Origin of the sequence: Roseobacter sp. FCG-D35, assembly GCF_033436665.1 — a bacterium.
Taxonomy (GTDB): Bacteria; Pseudomonadota; Alphaproteobacteria; order Rhodobacterales; family Rhodobacteraceae; genus JAWQFO01.
In genome coordinates, this window is record NZ_JAWQFO010000002.1 from 195,744 (window position 1) to 210,039 (window position 14,296).

The following is a 14,296-nucleotide window of genomic DNA, read 5'->3' on the forward strand; positions in this document are numbered from 1 at the left end:
CACAAGACCCGGAACGCGCGGGGAGCGCCCGTTCCGGCCGGGTATCGTCGCGTCAGCCGCGCGGGACCGAGTAGATCACGAAACCTTCGCGCCGGTCGACTTCGATCGCGCCGGTGTCCGTGACGAAGACCCCGAGGTTCTCCATGTCCTCGGGGCAGCCGACCAGATCGGCGGAATCGTCCAGGAACTGATTGGTGTAGTCGTCCTCGCCGAGCCTGCGGCACGAGTCGTTCATGAATCGGTATCCGGTGCCGAAAAACGGCAGCGAGCCGGTCACCGGGTCCGGTTCAGGTGCGGTGGTCGCGCAGGCGGCCAGAAAGGCCGCGGGAATCAGTGCAAGGGATCGCATGTCATGGCTCCGTCGGTATGTGGGTGATAGCCTAGCAAAGATGATCCGGCCTGTCCCGTACTACCCGTTTGCCGAGAAAAGCGGCATTGCCCGGTTCAACACGGCAAAATTTCGCCAATAAGTAGAATTCGCCTATAAGTTGACACAATTCGGCCTCACTAGTTGACCTACCGTGGACCACAACGCCTGTAAGTTAAGGTTAACCAGGAAAGGTTGAACTATGTTCAAGAAACTTCTTCTCGGTGCGGCGCTGGCATTTGCCGCGCAGACCGCACAGGCCTCCCTCGTCGGCGACAGCTTCAGTTTCAATCTGCAGGAAGACGGCGCACCGACTGCGCTGATCAATGCCATGCCGACCGTCGGCAGCGGCCCGGAAATCTTCAGCGTCGATATCAATTCCGGTCTCTTTCTCGCGGATATCTCCGACGACCTGCTGACGCTCGTCATGGCCGAGTTCGTGCCGATCGGCGCCACGACATGGAGCTTTACCGGCCTCGACTATTCCGACGGTTCGGTCATCTCCGGCTTTACACTGCTGAACGGCAGTTCGCCGGTCGGCACCGGCTTCGGCTCCGATTTCCTGACGGTCAACATCGGCGACATCTCCGCGCCCGGCATATGGGTTTTCAACATCGCCACCGAGCCGGGAACACCGCCGTCGGTGATTCCGTTGCCCGCCGGTGGGGCGCTGCTGATTGCAGGCCTCGGGAGCCTGATCCTTTTGCGCCGGCGCGCCCGCGGCTGATCGAAAATTCCCGCCCGGCACGGGGCGGGTCATGCCGATTTCCCTCGGCAAACAAGAACGCCCGGCCTCGGCCGGGCGTTTTCGTCAGCCCTGGAGCGCCTTGACGCCCACCTCGCCGTCAGCCTGGGCGCGGATCGCGAGCGCCGCCGCAAAGCTGCCGGCCGCGGTCGTGAAATACGGAATCTTTTCGTAGAGCGCGATGGAACGGATCGACTTGGAATCCTCGACGGCCTGCGCCCCCTCGGTCGAATTCATCACCAGGTGGATCTCGCCGTTCTTGAGCATGTCGGTCACGTCCGGGCGACCTTCGTAGACCTTGTTGACTACGTCGCAGGCCAGATCGTGCGCCTGCAGCCAGGCCGCGGTGCCGCGTGTGGCGACGATGGAAAACCCGAGGTCGAGCAGAATGCGTGCAGCGCTCAGCATGTCATCGGTCTTGTCGTCGTCCTTGATCGACAGGAAGGCGCAGCCTTCGGTAGGCAGCTTCATGCCGGCGCCCATCTGCGCCTTGAGGAAGGCGCGCGGGAAGTCGCGGTCCCAGCCCATGACTTCGCCGGTCGAGCGCATTTCGGGGCCGAGGATGGTGTCGACGCCGGGAAAGCGGTTGAAGGGCAGCACCGCCTCCTTGACCGAGAACCAGGGCATGTCGGGATCGGCCAGCGTCATCGGGTCGCCCAGCGGCAGGACATCCTCGTAGGCGGCATTGGCGTCATAGGGCGCGCGCATCGCGAAATTGGACAGCGGCTCGCCCGCCATGATGCGCGCAGCGATCGAGGCGATGGCCGAGTCGGTGGCCTTGGCGACGAAGGGCACGGTGCGCGAGGCGCGCGGATTGACCTCGATGAGGTAGATTTCGCCGTTCTTGATGGCGAACTGGACGTTCATCAGCCCGACGACGTTGAGCCCAAGTGCCAGCTTGCGCGTCTGCTCCTTGATCTCGTCGATCAGCGAGGCCGACAGAGAGTAGGGCGGCAGCGAACAGGCGCTGTCGCCGGAATGCACGCCGGCTTCCTCGATATGCTGCATGATGCCGGCGACATGCACGTTCTCGCCGTCGCAGAGCGCGTCGACATCGAGTTCCACGGCTCCCGAGAGGTAGCTGTCGAGCAGAACTGGGCTGTCGCCCGAGACAACCACCGCGTCGCGGATGTAGCGCTCGAGCCCGGCCATGTCGCGCACGATCTCCATCGCCCGCCCGCCAAGCACGTAGGAGGGGCGGATCACCAGCGGAAAGCCGATGCCCTCGGCGATTTCCAGCGCCTCGGCGTCGGAATGCGCGATGCCGTTCCTCGGTTGTTTCAGTTCGAGACGGTTCACAAGGTCCTGGAATCGTTCGCGGTCCTCGGCGAGGTCGATCATGTCAGGGGTCGTCCCGAGGATCGGGATACCCGCATCATGCAGCGCATTGGCAAGTTTCAGGGGGGTCTGGCCGCCGAACTGGACGATCACGCCGTGCAGCGTGCCCGCCTCCTGCTCGACGCGCAGGACTTCCATCACATGTTCGAAAGTCAGCGGCTCGAAATAAAGCCGGTCCGAGGTGTCGTAGTCGGTCGAGACCGTCTCGGGGTTGCAGTTGACCATGATGGTCTCGAAGCCCGCGTCGGTCAGTGCATAGCAGGCGTGACAGCAGCAGTAGTCGAACTCGATCCCCTGGCCGATCCGGTTCGGACCGCCGCCGAGGATGACCACCTTCTTGCGGTCCGAGGGGCGCGCCTCGCATTCCACCTCGCCCCAGACCGGAGCTTCGTAGGTCGAGTACATGTAGGGCGTCTGCGCCTCGAACTCGGCCGCGCAGGTGTCGATACGCTTGAAGACCGCCGTCACGCCCGCGTCGATCCGGGCCTTGCGCACCGCGGCCTCCGACTGGCCGGTCAGGATGGCAAGCCGCGCATCGGTGAAGCCCATCATCTTCAGATGCCGCAGCGCGGCCTCGGACGTCGGCAGGCCGGACTCGGCCACCTCGGCCTCGGTGTCCACGATTTCGCGGATGCGGGCGAGGAACCAAGGATCGTACATGGTGACGCCGTGGATCTCGTCGTCCGAAAGCCCGTGGCGCATCGCCTGGGCGATGGTGCGCAGCCGGTCGGGGGTCTGCTGGCTGATCGCCTTGACCACCGCCGCCTTTTCCGGGGCACCGGGAATCTCCACCTCGTCGAAGCCGGTCAAGCCGGATTCCATCGAGGCCAGCGCCTTCTGCATCGATTCGTGGATCGTGCGGCCGATCGACATCGCCTCGCCCACCGACTTCATCGCCGTGGTCAGCGTCGGCTCGGCGCCGGGGAACTTCTCGAAGGCGAACTTCGGGATCTTCGTCACGACATAGTCGATGGTCGGCTCGAACGAGGCCGGCGTGACCTTGGTGATGTCGTTGTCGAGCTCGTCGAGCGTGTAGCCCACGGCGAGCTTCGCCGCGATCTTGGCGATCGGAAAGCCGGTGGCCTTCGAGGCCAGCGCGGAGGAGCGCGAAACGCGCGGGTTCATTTCGATCACGACCATGCGCCCATCGTCGGGGTTGATCGCCCATTGCACGTTCGACCCGCCGGTCTCGACACCGATCTCGCGCAGCACGGCAATCGAGTGATTGCGCATGATCTGATATTCCTTGTCGGTCAGCGTCAGCGCCGGGGCGACGGTGATCGAGTCTCCGGTATGCACGCCCATCGGGTCGACGTTCTCGATGGAGCAGACGATGATGGCGTTGTCGGCGGTGTCGCGCACCACCTCCATCTCGAATTCCTTCCAGCCCAGCAGGCTTTCGTCGACGAGGATCTGGCCGGTGGGCGAGGCGTCCATGCCCGAGCGGCAGATGCGTTCGTAGTCGTCGCGGTTGTAGGCCACGCCGCCGCCGGTGCCGCCCATGGTGAAGGCGGGGCGGATGATCGCAGGAAGGCCCACGTCCTCGAGCGCCGCGAGCGCCAGCCGCACGCCGCCCGCGAGGTCCTTCTTGCCGTTGAGTTTCGGCGCGGTGACGATGGTGGCGCGGGGATTCTCGATCCCGAGCCGGTCCATCGCTTCGCGGAAGAGCTTGCGGTCCTCGGCCATCTCGATGGCGGCGCGCTTGGCGCCGATCATCTCGACCCCGAAGCGGTCGAGCACGCCCATCTCCTCGAGCGCGAGTGCCGTGTTCAACCCGGTCTGGCCGCCCATCGTCGGCAGCAGCGCATCCGGGCGCTCCTTCTCGATGATCTTGGCGACCATCTCGGGCGTGATCGGCTCGATGTAAGTGGCGTCGGCGAGCCCGGGATCAGTCATGATCGTCGCCGGGTTCGAGTTCACCAGGATAACCCGGTAACCCTCTTCCTTGAGTGCCTTGCACGCCTGCGCGCCGGAGTAGTCGAATTCGCACGCCTGGCCGATGATGATGGGGCCGGCGCCGATGATCATGATGGATTTGATATCGGTTCTTTTCGGCATGTCCCGGGCCCCTCGTGCAAGCAAATTGTCTGCGTTATAGGCATGCGCCGCCTGCGCGCAAGGGGCGATCCGCCGCGATCCTGGGCCAATTGGGGTGTGCCGCGCCCCGGACATGCGGCGGGCTGGCGAAGAGCTGCCATCGGGTCGGTGATTTCCTGCAATAGAACCGGGAACGAACACCGTGTCTTGGCATACGGCGGCCCACCAAAAGGACAGCCTTGTGCCGTCGTCACGGCAGTCATGACGGATGCGCATCCCTTGCAGATGCTGCATGGCAGCATTCGAAACCTGTGCGTTGTGCAAACCCGCGCGCGATACCAGTTTGAGGGCACGGGAGACGAGGTGTTTCCCGAACCGGACACAAAGGATCTACGCAATGGCACTGATCGAAAAACTCCGCACCGCCGCGCACAAGCGGGCCGTCTACAACCGCACCGTCCGCGAACTCAGCACCATGCCGCTCGACACCGCGCTGGACCTCGGCCTTTACCGCGAAGACGCACGCGCCAACGCGCACCGCGCCGTTTATGGATACTGACGGCAGGCCCTGCGGGGCGGACAGACACAAAGACTGAAACGGGCAGGTCGCAAGGCGCTGCCCGTTTTTCTTTCCAGAGGTGGGACCGCGCGCCTGTCAGAGGTCCATCGACAGGAAGGCCCGCAGCGCCGCCTCGAATTCGCGCGGCTTGTCGGCATGCAGCCAATGGCCCGCCTGCGGGATTTTCGCGAACCGCGCCTCCGGAAAAAGCGCCTTGATCGGTTCGCGGTGCTCGGTACGCACGTAATCCGACCCTGCTCCGGACAGGAAAAGCGCTGGTCCGTCGAAGCGCTTGTCGACCTCGGGAAAGGACAGGATCTTGTCCATCTCGGCGGCCAGCGTGTCGAGGTTGAGCCGCCACCGCTTGCCGGCGACATCCAGCGACTGGGTGAAAAAGCTCTGCAGCGCCGGTTCGACACCAAGCGCGCCAAGCTGCGCTTCGGCATCCGACCGGCGGCTCACGGTTTCGAGATCGACACCGCGCATCGCGTCGATGAACTGCATCTGGCTGTGACCGTAGGCCACGGGTGCGATGTCTGCCACGATGAGCCGGTCGAGAAGATCCGGCCGTTCCAGCGCCAACATCATGGCGGCTTTCCCGCCCATCGAATGCCCGCAGACATGCATCGGCGCACCGAGATGTTCGATCAGCTCCGCAAGATCCGCTGCAAGATCGGCGTAAGCGTGGGTCTCGGTGCGCGGGCTGCTGCCGTGGTTGCGCAGGTCGCAGGTGACGACACGGTAGCTGTCCGACAGGCGCTTGGCGATCACACCCCAGTTGCGGCCCGACCCGAAGAGGCCGTGCACGATCAGAAGACGCGGCGCCTCTGCGGAGCCGAATTCGGTGTGGGCGAGCATTGGTAGTGGCTATCGGTTTTGGCCACGGGAGACCAGAGCCATTGCGCAGCCGCACAGGTCGGGACTATTCTGCCGCGGATGACGGGGGATACCGAGATAACGCGCCGCGCGGAGGCGCTGAAACTGCTGCTGAAGGAACGGCTCGGCGTGGGCGGGCGCGATCTTGCCGTGGCGCTGCGGCGCGCGCGCTGGCGATTGCCGCGGCGGCTGCGGGGACAGGCGGACATGGTCGCCTCGGCCGCGCGCATGGGCGCCAACCCCAAGCTGGCACGGCGGCTGAACGGTCCGGCGCTCGATGCGGCGTTCCGCGATCTGCGCGGGTATCTAAAGGGCATCGACGTCGGCGAGGTGCGCAAGGACCGCATCCTTGGCTGGCTCAGCGTCATCGTCTTCGACCTGATCCTCATCGCCGGCGCTTTCGTGCTCTGGCTGTGGTGGCGCGGCTACGTCTAGGCGTCTTTCGCGACCGGCAGGGTCGCGGATGCCGGCATCCCGGCCATCTCATGCTTGTCCGAATGAACGCCAACCTTGCCGAACGGGCAAGGCACAGCACTCGGGTCGCTGGTTGCGACGCTGGCGACAAGGCCGAGAGCGATGGCAAGGCTGGTCACGGGAATGGAGTTTCTGAGGGGCAGGCGCATGTGGATCTCCGGCGTTTTTGCGTGACGTCGATGGTTCCACGTACCGATTGAAGAAATCCGTCGCGGAAATTGCAGGAAATCAATCCTGCGGGGTTCCGAGGTAATCGTCGTCTGACACCTGCTCCAACCAACTGACCGGGCTGCCGTTCTCGACCTCCTGGATCGCGAGGTGCGTCATCGCACAGTCCGGGGCCGCGCCGTGCCAGTGTTTTTCTCCCGGCGGGATCCAGACGGTGTCGCCGGGACGCAAGGCGCGGACGGCTTCGCCTTCCGTTTGCGCACGGCCCGCGCCGGAGAGAACGAACAGCGTCTGGCCCAGCGGATGCGTGTGCCAGGCTGTGCGCGCGCCCGGCTCGAAGGTGACCGCGGCCGCGCGCACCCGCGCAGGCTCGGCGGCAGACACAACCGGATCGATCCGCACCCGACCGGTGAAGTACTCCTTTGGACCTGTCTCGGATGGCCGACTCCCGGCCCGCATGATGTCCATCGTTTTTGCCTTTCTGTTGGTTCGGTGGCGGGCAACTCCGCGGCCTGTCAGCTCGGGTTGAGCGGTGCCAGCGTGACGTTGCCCGGTTCGACCCGCCCGCGGCCCCTTTGTTGAAGCGCCACTTTGAGCGCAGTCCAATCGGCATCTGGCACCTGGTCGGGGTGCGGTCCGAAGCGGTGCGCCCCGATGCGCGTCATCGCCTCGGATATCGCCTGCAGACGCGGCGCTTCCGTGACTGGCGCGCGCCGGGCCCATTCGTCGATCCAGCGCCGTGCGCCGTCGAGATCGCGCGCCCGAATCGCCCGCATGGCCTCACGTTCCGCATGGGCCTTGCCGGCCAGACGGGCCGCCTGACGCGCGTGCCGCGCCGCAACCAGCCGCGGCCAGGCAAAGCGCAGCAGCAAAGCCAGCGCGACAAGCACGGCGACGCCGGCGGCGATCAGGCGCGGATCGAGCCGGTCGGCGAGGGTGGGCTGGTCGCGCGGCGGCCCGCTCACTGAGACGTCGAAACCCTCGACGCTCGCGGTTTCGATCTCGCCGGTGTCGAGGTTGTACCAGTCGAGCGTCAGCGCCGGCACCGTGCCCGCACCGCCGCCCGCGGCCATGAGCGTCTCGCTTTCTACCCGCGTGCCGGACAATTCGCCGCGGTTCTCGGCCTCGGTGATCCTCGGCTCGTCCGGGTAGATGTCCACTCCGGTTATCTGCACGTCGCTCAGGAGCGGCGGCAGGACGATCGGCGAGGCGCCCTCGATCGTCGCCGTGACCGTCCGGGTCACACCGGCACCGAGATCGAGGTCCGTGGTCGGACCCGAAAGCTCCTGTTCCAGTGAAAGCCCGGTTGCGGCGATGAAGGGATCGAGCCCCTCTGCGCCCTGCGGCAGCACGCCTGCGATCGACACCGGGTCGGTCTCGACCGTGACCACCAGCGGATCCGTTGCGGCGCCGGTCTCTGGATCGGCATAGGTCACGCGCACTGACCGGGACGGAATATCAAAGCGACCCGGCACCATCGGCGACAGTCGGTAGCGCCGGCTGACGCCTGACCAGGTCTCGCCGTCGACGTTCTGGCTGGTGGGGTTCGTGGAGTTTTCCGGCAGCAGGACGCGCAGGTTCGGCATCTCGAAGCTCGGGAATTCGACCGGTTTCGGCATGAAGGTGGGCACCAGCACCGTGACCCGCATCGTCAGGTACTGGCCGGGGATCGCCTCGGTCTCCTCCATATCGATGCGGACCACCGGCGCGGATGCATCCTGCGCGGCCAGTGAGACCGGCACCATCAGAAGCAGGATCGCGAACCAGCGCATCATCGCCGCGCCGCCTCGATCGCGAAACGCTGGCGCAGGAAGTCGCCGGTCTGCGTGTCCACCGTGTTCATCCACTGATCGGCCGTCAGCAGGCCTTCGCCATCCTCGCTGGCCTCGATCTGGGTATCCGCGCCGCGCGCCTCCTCGTTGTCGAACACGATGTCGTCGGCGCCTTCGCCGGTGTTCTCGCCGGTGTCCGACTGCTCGCGCGTGGTCTCGACGTAGTCGAGGATGCGCTTGGCCGTTTCGAGGTTCTCGGCCGCGCCGGGAAAGTCGGGGTCGCGTTCGAGCGTCGTCTCGTAGGCCGCAATGCCGTCGCGATAGGCGCGGCTGCGGATATGCGCGAGACCCTCGGCAAAGGACGCCTCGGGGGTCTCGATCCGGTGGAACGCCTCTGCCGCGGCTTCGTACTGGCCATCCCTGAACATGGCGAAGGCCTTCCACATCGGATCGGTGAAGCGCTCGGCGGCAACGTCGAATTCCTTGCGCTGGTAGGCAAGGCGGCCCTGCTGGTCCGGGGTCAGGAACCAGTCGGCGATGCCGTCGGCGCGCGCGGGATTGGCGGGTGTCATGCCGCCCGCGAGCGTCAGCAGGATCACCCAGCGCATCGTCCAGCCGCGCCGGAACCAGAACAGCGCCACGAAGGCTGCAGGCCAGGCCAGCACCCAGCCGCGATCGTCCCAGGGCTGCGTGCCGTCCTCCGTCAGCGCGCGCTGGTAGGCGGCATTGAGACTGCGGTCGAGCGCGCGAATGTCGGCATCGTCGGGCGTCACCCGAACGACCGGGACGTCGCCCGCATCGCCACCCGAGCCCTCGGGCAGCACGGCGAGGACCGCGAGGCTGTCCGCTGCGGTTCCGTCGCCGTCGTCCGGTGCGGGTTGGGGTGGCGCAGGCGTGTCGGTCACCAGCAGGATGCCGCCGGGGGTCTGCTCGCCCGCGAGGATGTCGCGCGCCATGGCGAGCGCATCCTCGGCGTTGTCCCCCTCGTCCGGCATCACCTCCGGCAAAAGACCTTGCAGATAGGGATGCAGGACATTGGCGTCCTCGGTCATCGGAACGACGGAATGCGCCGTGCCGCCATAGGCGACAAGGGCCGTGCGTGCGCCGGCGCGCAATTCGACCAGGTCGCGGATCTTCTGCTTGGCACGCTCGAGACGGGAGGGCGCGACATCGTCCGTTTCCATAGACGGCGCGACCTTCAGCGCGATGACCACGGGCGCGGTCTGCGCCACGAAGGGGTCCGGTACGCGCGACCACGTCGGACCGGCGGCCCCCAGGACCGCCAGCACCAGGCCGAGTGCGACGAGGTCGATGGGCAGGATGCGGCGGCTTTCGCGTCCGCCGACGCTGAGCGCGTCGCGCAGATGCGGGGCGAGCCCCTCGACCACCAGCGGGCCGGCCGCGACCCGGCGCCGTGCGAGCCACCACAGCAAGGCGATCATCGGCAGCAGCAGCAGGGCCAGAGGACGCAGGAAGTGGAATGCCTCGAGAGCGACGGCCAAATTCATGCGGCGACCCTCGCGCGTCCACGCCTGCCGCGCCGTCCGCCGAGGCCGCGTGCCGCGACCGTCAGCGTGCCCAGCAGCGCGGCAAGGCCCAGCGGGATCCAGGCCAGCGCCTGGCGCGGACGGTAGGAGAGCGTATCCGTTGTGCGCGGGGCGAGGTCGTCGATGCGGTCGTAGACCTCCGTCAGCCCTTCCTGGTCCTCGGCGAAATAGAATTCTCCACCGGTCCGGGCGGCGATGTCCTGAAGCGTCGGGATATCGACCTTTTCCTCGCCCGAGGCGTCCGGGTCGCCGACGGCGATGGTGTAGATCTCGATGTCGCGATCGTTCGCGATTTCGGCAGCATTCACCGGGCTCATCCGGCTCGCCGTGTCGGTGCCGTCCGACAGCAGGATCAGCAGACGCTGGTCGACGTCGCTGGCCTCGAAGGTCCGGATCGCAAGCCCGATGGCATCGCCGAGCGCGGTATGGGGTCCGGCCATGCCGACCTCGGTCTGCGCCAGCAGATCGGTGATGGTCCGCAGGTCCTCGGTCAAGGGTGCCTGAACGTAGGCCTTCGTGCCGAAGACGATCAGCGCCATGCGGTCGCCCTCGCGGTCGGCGACGAAGCCATCGACGACCGAACGGACCCCGGCCAGACGTTGAGTGTTGTCGCCGTCGCTGCCGGCAAAGTCGCGGGCGTCCATCGAGCCCGAGATGTCGATGGCCAGCACCAGATCGCGCGCGGCCTTCTCGACGGTCACCGGATCGCCGACCCGTTCCGGCCGGGCCATCGCCAGCACGATCAGCGCCCAGATCACCACGCCGGCGATGATCTGAAGGCGCGATTTCGTCAGCACCACCGACCCCGGCCCGGCCTCGGTTCCCGCGGCATCGACGATGCGCCGGAAGAAGGGAAAGCGCAGGGCCGGCACGCGCTCGCGGTGCGGCGCGATCAGCCGCCAGACCAGCGGCAGCGGCAGGGCCAGCAAGGCCCAGGGGAAGGCCAGCGAGATCATGTCGCGCGCGCTCGCCTGTGGTGCCGAATCCAGTCCGCCACCGCGGCGCCGAGCCCGTCCGGGGCAGGGGCGCCGCTGTAGGGGGCGCTGGTCACCGCGCGCCCGGGACCGGTGCTGAAATCGCCCGAGGGCAGTGTGCGGTCCAGAAAGGCAAGCCAGTCCGCGCCGGACAGCCCGGCCACGTCATGGCGCGGGAAGGCCGACAGGGCCGTGCGGCGCAGGATCGCGGCTACGGCTTCGGCATCATCGCCGGCAGCCTCGAGCGCGCGCAGCGCGGCGCGCCGGTAGGCGTTGGCGCGCCGGTGCGCCGCGAGCCGGTAAAGACCGTAGCCGACCAGCGCCAGCAGCAGCAGCGCCAGCGCCACCCAGCCCCAGGTCTGCGGCATCATCGACACCGGTGCCGGTTCGTCCGGCGGCACGATCTGGTCGATCAGGTCGACAAGGGAGACTGGCCCGTCCTGGTTCATCGCCGCGCCCCGGCAAGACCCATCAGGCGGCGCATCTGGGTTACGCTGTCCTCGGCGGTGGTCAGAGGCAGCACCGGAACGCCAAGCGACCTCTGCCAGTCGAGGATCGCGGCAAGCCGGCCCTGGGCCATGTCGGCAAGACTGCGGTGCGTCGCCCGGTCGCCGGTGTCGATCTCCGCCTGCAGGGCACCGTCGGAGACCACGAAGCGCGCGTCCGGCGGCAGGTCGTCCGCAAACGGATCCGAAACCAGCCCGATCACCAGGTCGTTGCGCCGCGCGAGCCCCGCCACGAGGCGATGCGTGGTCGCGTCGACCTCGTCGAAATCGCTGAAGATCAGCACGAGATGATTGCGCGGCGCAATCCGGGCAACCGACTCAAGCACCCGGTTCATCGGCATGGGCGTGGCAGGCGGGGCATCCGCGGCGAGCAGCGCGTTGGCCTCGGCAAGGGCGGTGAGAAACGTGGTAAGCGCGCGGCGGCTTCGGGCCGGACGGATCTCGGCGATGGTCTCGTCACCGAAGACGATGCCGCCGACCCGGTCGCCCTGGTCGAGAATGCGGTGCGCGGCAAGGGCGGCACATTCGCCGGCCGTCACCGCCTTCATGTTCAGCACCGAGCCGAAGAACATCGACATGCGCTGGTCGACGACGATCAGGGTCGGGCGGTCGCGCTCTTCGGTGTAGACGCGGACATGCGGCGTGCCGGTGCGCGCCGTAACCTTCCAGTCGATCGTGCGGATGTCGTCATTGGGCAGGTAGTCGCGCAACTCCTCGAAGTTCAGCCCGCGCCCGCGCAGGCGTGACGCGTGGCGACCATTGAGGATGCTGCGCGCAGGCTGGCGCGGCAGGAAGCTGATCCGCCGGGCCTGCGCCTCGAGCGCGCGAAGGTGCGGCAGGGTCAGACGGATGCGTGGATCGCTGTCCTCCGGGGCGGAGACCTGCGGCATGGTGCCGGTGCGTATGCGGGCGGCCTCGTCCCTCATCGGGTCACGGCAGGGCGACCTGCTTGAGCAGCTCCTCGACGACCTTGTCCGGCGTGACGCCTTCGCCCTGCGCCTCGAACGTGAGGCCAAGCCGGTGCCGCAGCACGTCGGGCGCGATCGCGCGCACATCTTCGGGGTCGACATAGTCGCGGCCCGCCATCCAGGCGTGGGTGCGCGAGCATTTGTCGAGCCCCAACGATGCGCGCGGGCTTGCCCCGACTTCGATCCAGCGCTTCAGGTCGTCGCCGAACTCGGCGGGAATGCGGGTCGCGTTGACCAGATCGGCCATGTAGCGTTCCATCGCCTCGGAAACATGGATCGCCCCGATCTCACGCCGAGCGTCGAAGACGGCCGATTGCGGGATCGGGGCGGGTTTCTCCTTCGCGGGCGCGCCTTCGCGTTCTTCCATCGCGGCGATCTCCTCGCCCCGTACGAGCTTGATGACCTCGACCTCGTCCTCGACCGGCGGGTAGGTGATCATCACGTGCATCAGGAACCGGTCCATCTGCGCCTCGGGCAGCGGGTAGGTGCCTTCCTGCTCGATCGGGTTCTGGGTCGCCATGACCATGAACAGCGGCTCCATCCGGTGGGTCTTGCCCGCCACCGTGACCTGCCGTTCCTCCATCGCCTCGAGAAGTGCCGCCTGCACCTTGGCGGGCGCCCGGTTGATCTCGTCGGCGAGCACGATATTGGCGAAGATCGGACCCGGCTCGAACCGGAACTCGGACTGGTCGCCGGACTGGTAGTAGACCTCCGTTCCGGTCACGTCCGAGGGCAGCAGGTCGGGCGTGAACTGGATGCGGCTGAAATCGGCCTCCATGTTCTTTGCCAGCGCCTTGATCGCCCGGGTCTTGGCAAGGCCGGGCAGACCTTCGACCAGCAGGTTGCCGTTGGCGAGAAGCCCGATCAGCAACCGGTCGATCACGTCGCGCTGGCCGATGATCGCCTCGCCCATGCGCACGCGCAGGGCGTCGATCTGGTCGCGTGAACTCACTGGTTGCCCATCCATATCCGGCTCCAGTCCTGCGCCATGTCGACAAGCGTCCAGCCACGTTCGCCGGCCTCGTCGAGGCCGCGGTTCAGCACCCCGATATGACCCTCGCGGTCGTAGGCGAATTCGCGTTCGCCGTCGGTGTGATGCACGATCAGGCCAAAGCGCGGCCCGTCGCCGGCCGTGGTCCATTCCAGCATGGCGAAGTCGCCGTCCGAGTTTCCGCTGGCGAAGATCGGGCGCTGGCCGATGTGGCGCATGATGCCGACGGGCTTGCCTTCCTTGTCGTCGACGAAGGACACGCCGCCGTCTTTCATGACCGTCGGCGTCCCGCTGTCTGCGGAATAGGAGGTGTTGCCTTCGGTGCCGACCACCTGCCACGGGGGTATTCCGTAGGCCTCCTCGGAGATGGCGCGGATGAAGTCGATCCCGCCGCCCGAGACGATGTAGGTGGTGAAATCCTCGTCGCGCAGGTAGCGCAGCAGTTCGACCATTGGCTGATATGTCATGTCGGAAAAGACCATCCCGGTCGTGGGATGCGGCGTTGTGGTCAGCCAGTCGTATGCCGAGGCCTTGAAGTCCTCGGGCGTGATACCGCCGTGCGAGACATTGATGACCTCGACCAGACCTTCCACCCCGCCCGCCATCATGCCTTCCATGTCGCCCTCGGCAGCGGCCTTGAGCACGTCCGACCCGAGGATCGAAGGATCGTCGGCCGCCTTCTGTTTCAGGACGTCGATGGCGTAGAGAAGCTGAAAATACGCGGGCTGTTCGGCCCAGAGGTTGCCGTCGTTGTCGAAGACTGCGATGCGGTCGTGCACGGGTACGAAGTCTTCGGACGCCGGATCGGTCACGGCCTCGACAAAGGAGATGATCGCAACCTTGCTGTCGCCCGCGTTCCAGGACGGCAGCGGGTCGGCAAGGCTCGGGAACGCGAGCAAGGCAAGAAATGGCGTGGCGAACAGGGCGCGCATGATCGTCTCCAAAGGAAAATTCGTCGAAAGACCGCCCCGGAC

At 66.6% G+C, this 14,296-nt stretch carries 15 protein-coding genes; 3 read left to right on the top strand and 12 right to left on the bottom strand.

Features of this window, described 5'->3' with window-relative positions:
* Positions 1-52 precede the first annotated feature (52 nt).
* The gene (locus R5H30_RS05100) at positions 53-349 is read right to left on the bottom strand and encodes a hypothetical protein (protein WP_318326977.1); all 297 of its coding nucleotides are present in this window, start codon (positions 347-349) and stop codon (positions 53-55) included.
* A 220-nt stretch (positions 350-569) separates the two neighbouring features.
* Here R5H30_RS05100 and R5H30_RS05105 point away from each other — a divergent pair, with 220 nt between their 5' ends.
* Positions 570-1,094 (top strand): VPLPA-CTERM sorting domain-containing protein, encoded by a 525-nt coding sequence (locus tag R5H30_RS05105; RefSeq protein ID WP_318326978.1) that lies wholly within the window; start codon positions 570-572, stop codon positions 1,092-1,094.
* A gap of 84 nt (positions 1,095-1,178) precedes the next feature.
* Here R5H30_RS05105 and carB read toward each other — a convergent pair whose 3' ends face one another.
* The gene (gene carB, locus R5H30_RS05110; RefSeq protein WP_318326979.1) at positions 1,179-4,508 is read right to left on the bottom strand and encodes a carbamoyl-phosphate synthase large subunit; all 3,330 of its coding nucleotides are present in this window, start codon (positions 4,506-4,508) and stop codon (positions 1,179-1,181) included.
* Positions 4,509-4,884: 376 nt separating this feature from the next.
* Between carB and R5H30_RS05115 the strand changes: the two genes are divergently transcribed.
* On the top strand, positions 4,885-5,046 hold the full coding sequence (locus R5H30_RS05115) for a hypothetical protein (protein WP_318326980.1): 162 nt from the start codon (positions 4,885-4,887) through the stop codon (positions 5,044-5,046).
* Between the two features lie 96 nt (positions 5,047-5,142).
* On the opposite strand, the gene R5H30_RS05120 is transcribed toward R5H30_RS05115, so the two are convergent.
* Positions 5,143-5,904 carry an alpha/beta fold hydrolase gene (locus R5H30_RS05120; protein ID WP_318326981.1) on the bottom strand — a complete coding sequence of 254 codons (762 nt, stop codon included), beginning with the start codon at positions 5,902-5,904 and terminating at the stop codon, positions 5,143-5,145.
* A gap of 78 nt (positions 5,905-5,982) precedes the next feature.
* On the opposite strand from R5H30_RS05120, the gene R5H30_RS05125 reads away from it, so the two are divergent.
* Positions 5,983-6,357, top strand: coding sequence for a hypothetical protein (locus R5H30_RS05125; RefSeq protein ID WP_318326982.1), 375 nt, complete (start codon positions 5,983-5,985; stop codon positions 6,355-6,357).
* Here the strand turns inward: R5H30_RS05125 and R5H30_RS05130 are convergent.
* The 9 genes from R5H30_RS05130 to R5H30_RS05170 form a co-directional block, all read right to left on the bottom strand.
* Complete coding sequence (locus tag R5H30_RS05130) at positions 6,354-6,545, bottom strand: hypothetical protein (RefSeq protein WP_318326983.1); 192 nt, start codon at positions 6,543-6,545, stop codon at positions 6,354-6,356. The two genes, R5H30_RS05125 and R5H30_RS05130, sit on opposite strands and share 4 nt — an antisense overlap.
* Positions 6,546-6,624: 79 nt before the next feature.
* Positions 6,625-7,032: a (R)-mandelonitrile lyase gene (locus R5H30_RS05135; RefSeq protein ID WP_318326986.1), complete on the bottom strand. Its 408-nt coding sequence runs from the start codon at positions 7,030-7,032 to the stop codon at positions 6,625-6,627.
* Between the two features lie 47 nt (positions 7,033-7,079).
* Positions 7,080-8,339 (bottom strand): hypothetical protein, encoded by a 1,260-nt coding sequence (locus R5H30_RS05140; protein ID WP_318326988.1) that lies wholly within the window; start codon positions 8,337-8,339, stop codon positions 7,080-7,082.
* On the bottom strand, positions 8,336-9,844 hold the full coding sequence (locus R5H30_RS05145; protein WP_318326990.1) for a VWA domain-containing protein: 1,509 nt from the start codon (positions 9,842-9,844) through the stop codon (positions 8,336-8,338). Before R5H30_RS05145 ends, R5H30_RS05140 begins: the two co-directional genes overlap by 4 nt.
* Entirely contained in the window at positions 9,841-10,839 is a 999-nt protein-coding gene (locus tag R5H30_RS05150; RefSeq protein WP_318326992.1) for a VWA domain-containing protein, read from the bottom strand. Before R5H30_RS05150 ends, R5H30_RS05145 begins: the two co-directional genes overlap by 4 nt.
* Positions 10,836-11,306, bottom strand: coding sequence for a DUF4381 domain-containing protein (locus R5H30_RS05155; protein WP_318326994.1), 471 nt, complete (start codon positions 11,304-11,306; stop codon positions 10,836-10,838). Before R5H30_RS05155 ends, R5H30_RS05150 begins: the two co-directional genes overlap by 4 nt.
* Positions 11,303-12,289 (bottom strand): DUF58 domain-containing protein, encoded by a 987-nt coding sequence (locus R5H30_RS05160; protein ID WP_318326996.1) that lies wholly within the window; start codon positions 12,287-12,289, stop codon positions 11,303-11,305. The genes R5H30_RS05155 and R5H30_RS05160 overlap by 4 nt, the downstream gene beginning before the upstream one ends.
* Before the next feature lie 4 nt (positions 12,290-12,293).
* On the bottom strand, positions 12,294-13,283 hold the full coding sequence (locus tag R5H30_RS05165; protein ID WP_318326998.1) for an AAA family ATPase: 990 nt from the start codon (positions 13,281-13,283) through the stop codon (positions 12,294-12,296).
* Positions 13,280-14,254, bottom strand: a complete 975-nt coding sequence (locus R5H30_RS05170; RefSeq protein ID WP_318327000.1) for an HAD family hydrolase — start codon at positions 14,252-14,254, stop codon at positions 13,280-13,282. Before R5H30_RS05170 ends, R5H30_RS05165 begins: the two co-directional genes overlap by 4 nt.
* Between the last annotated feature and the right edge of the window lie 42 nt (positions 14,255-14,296).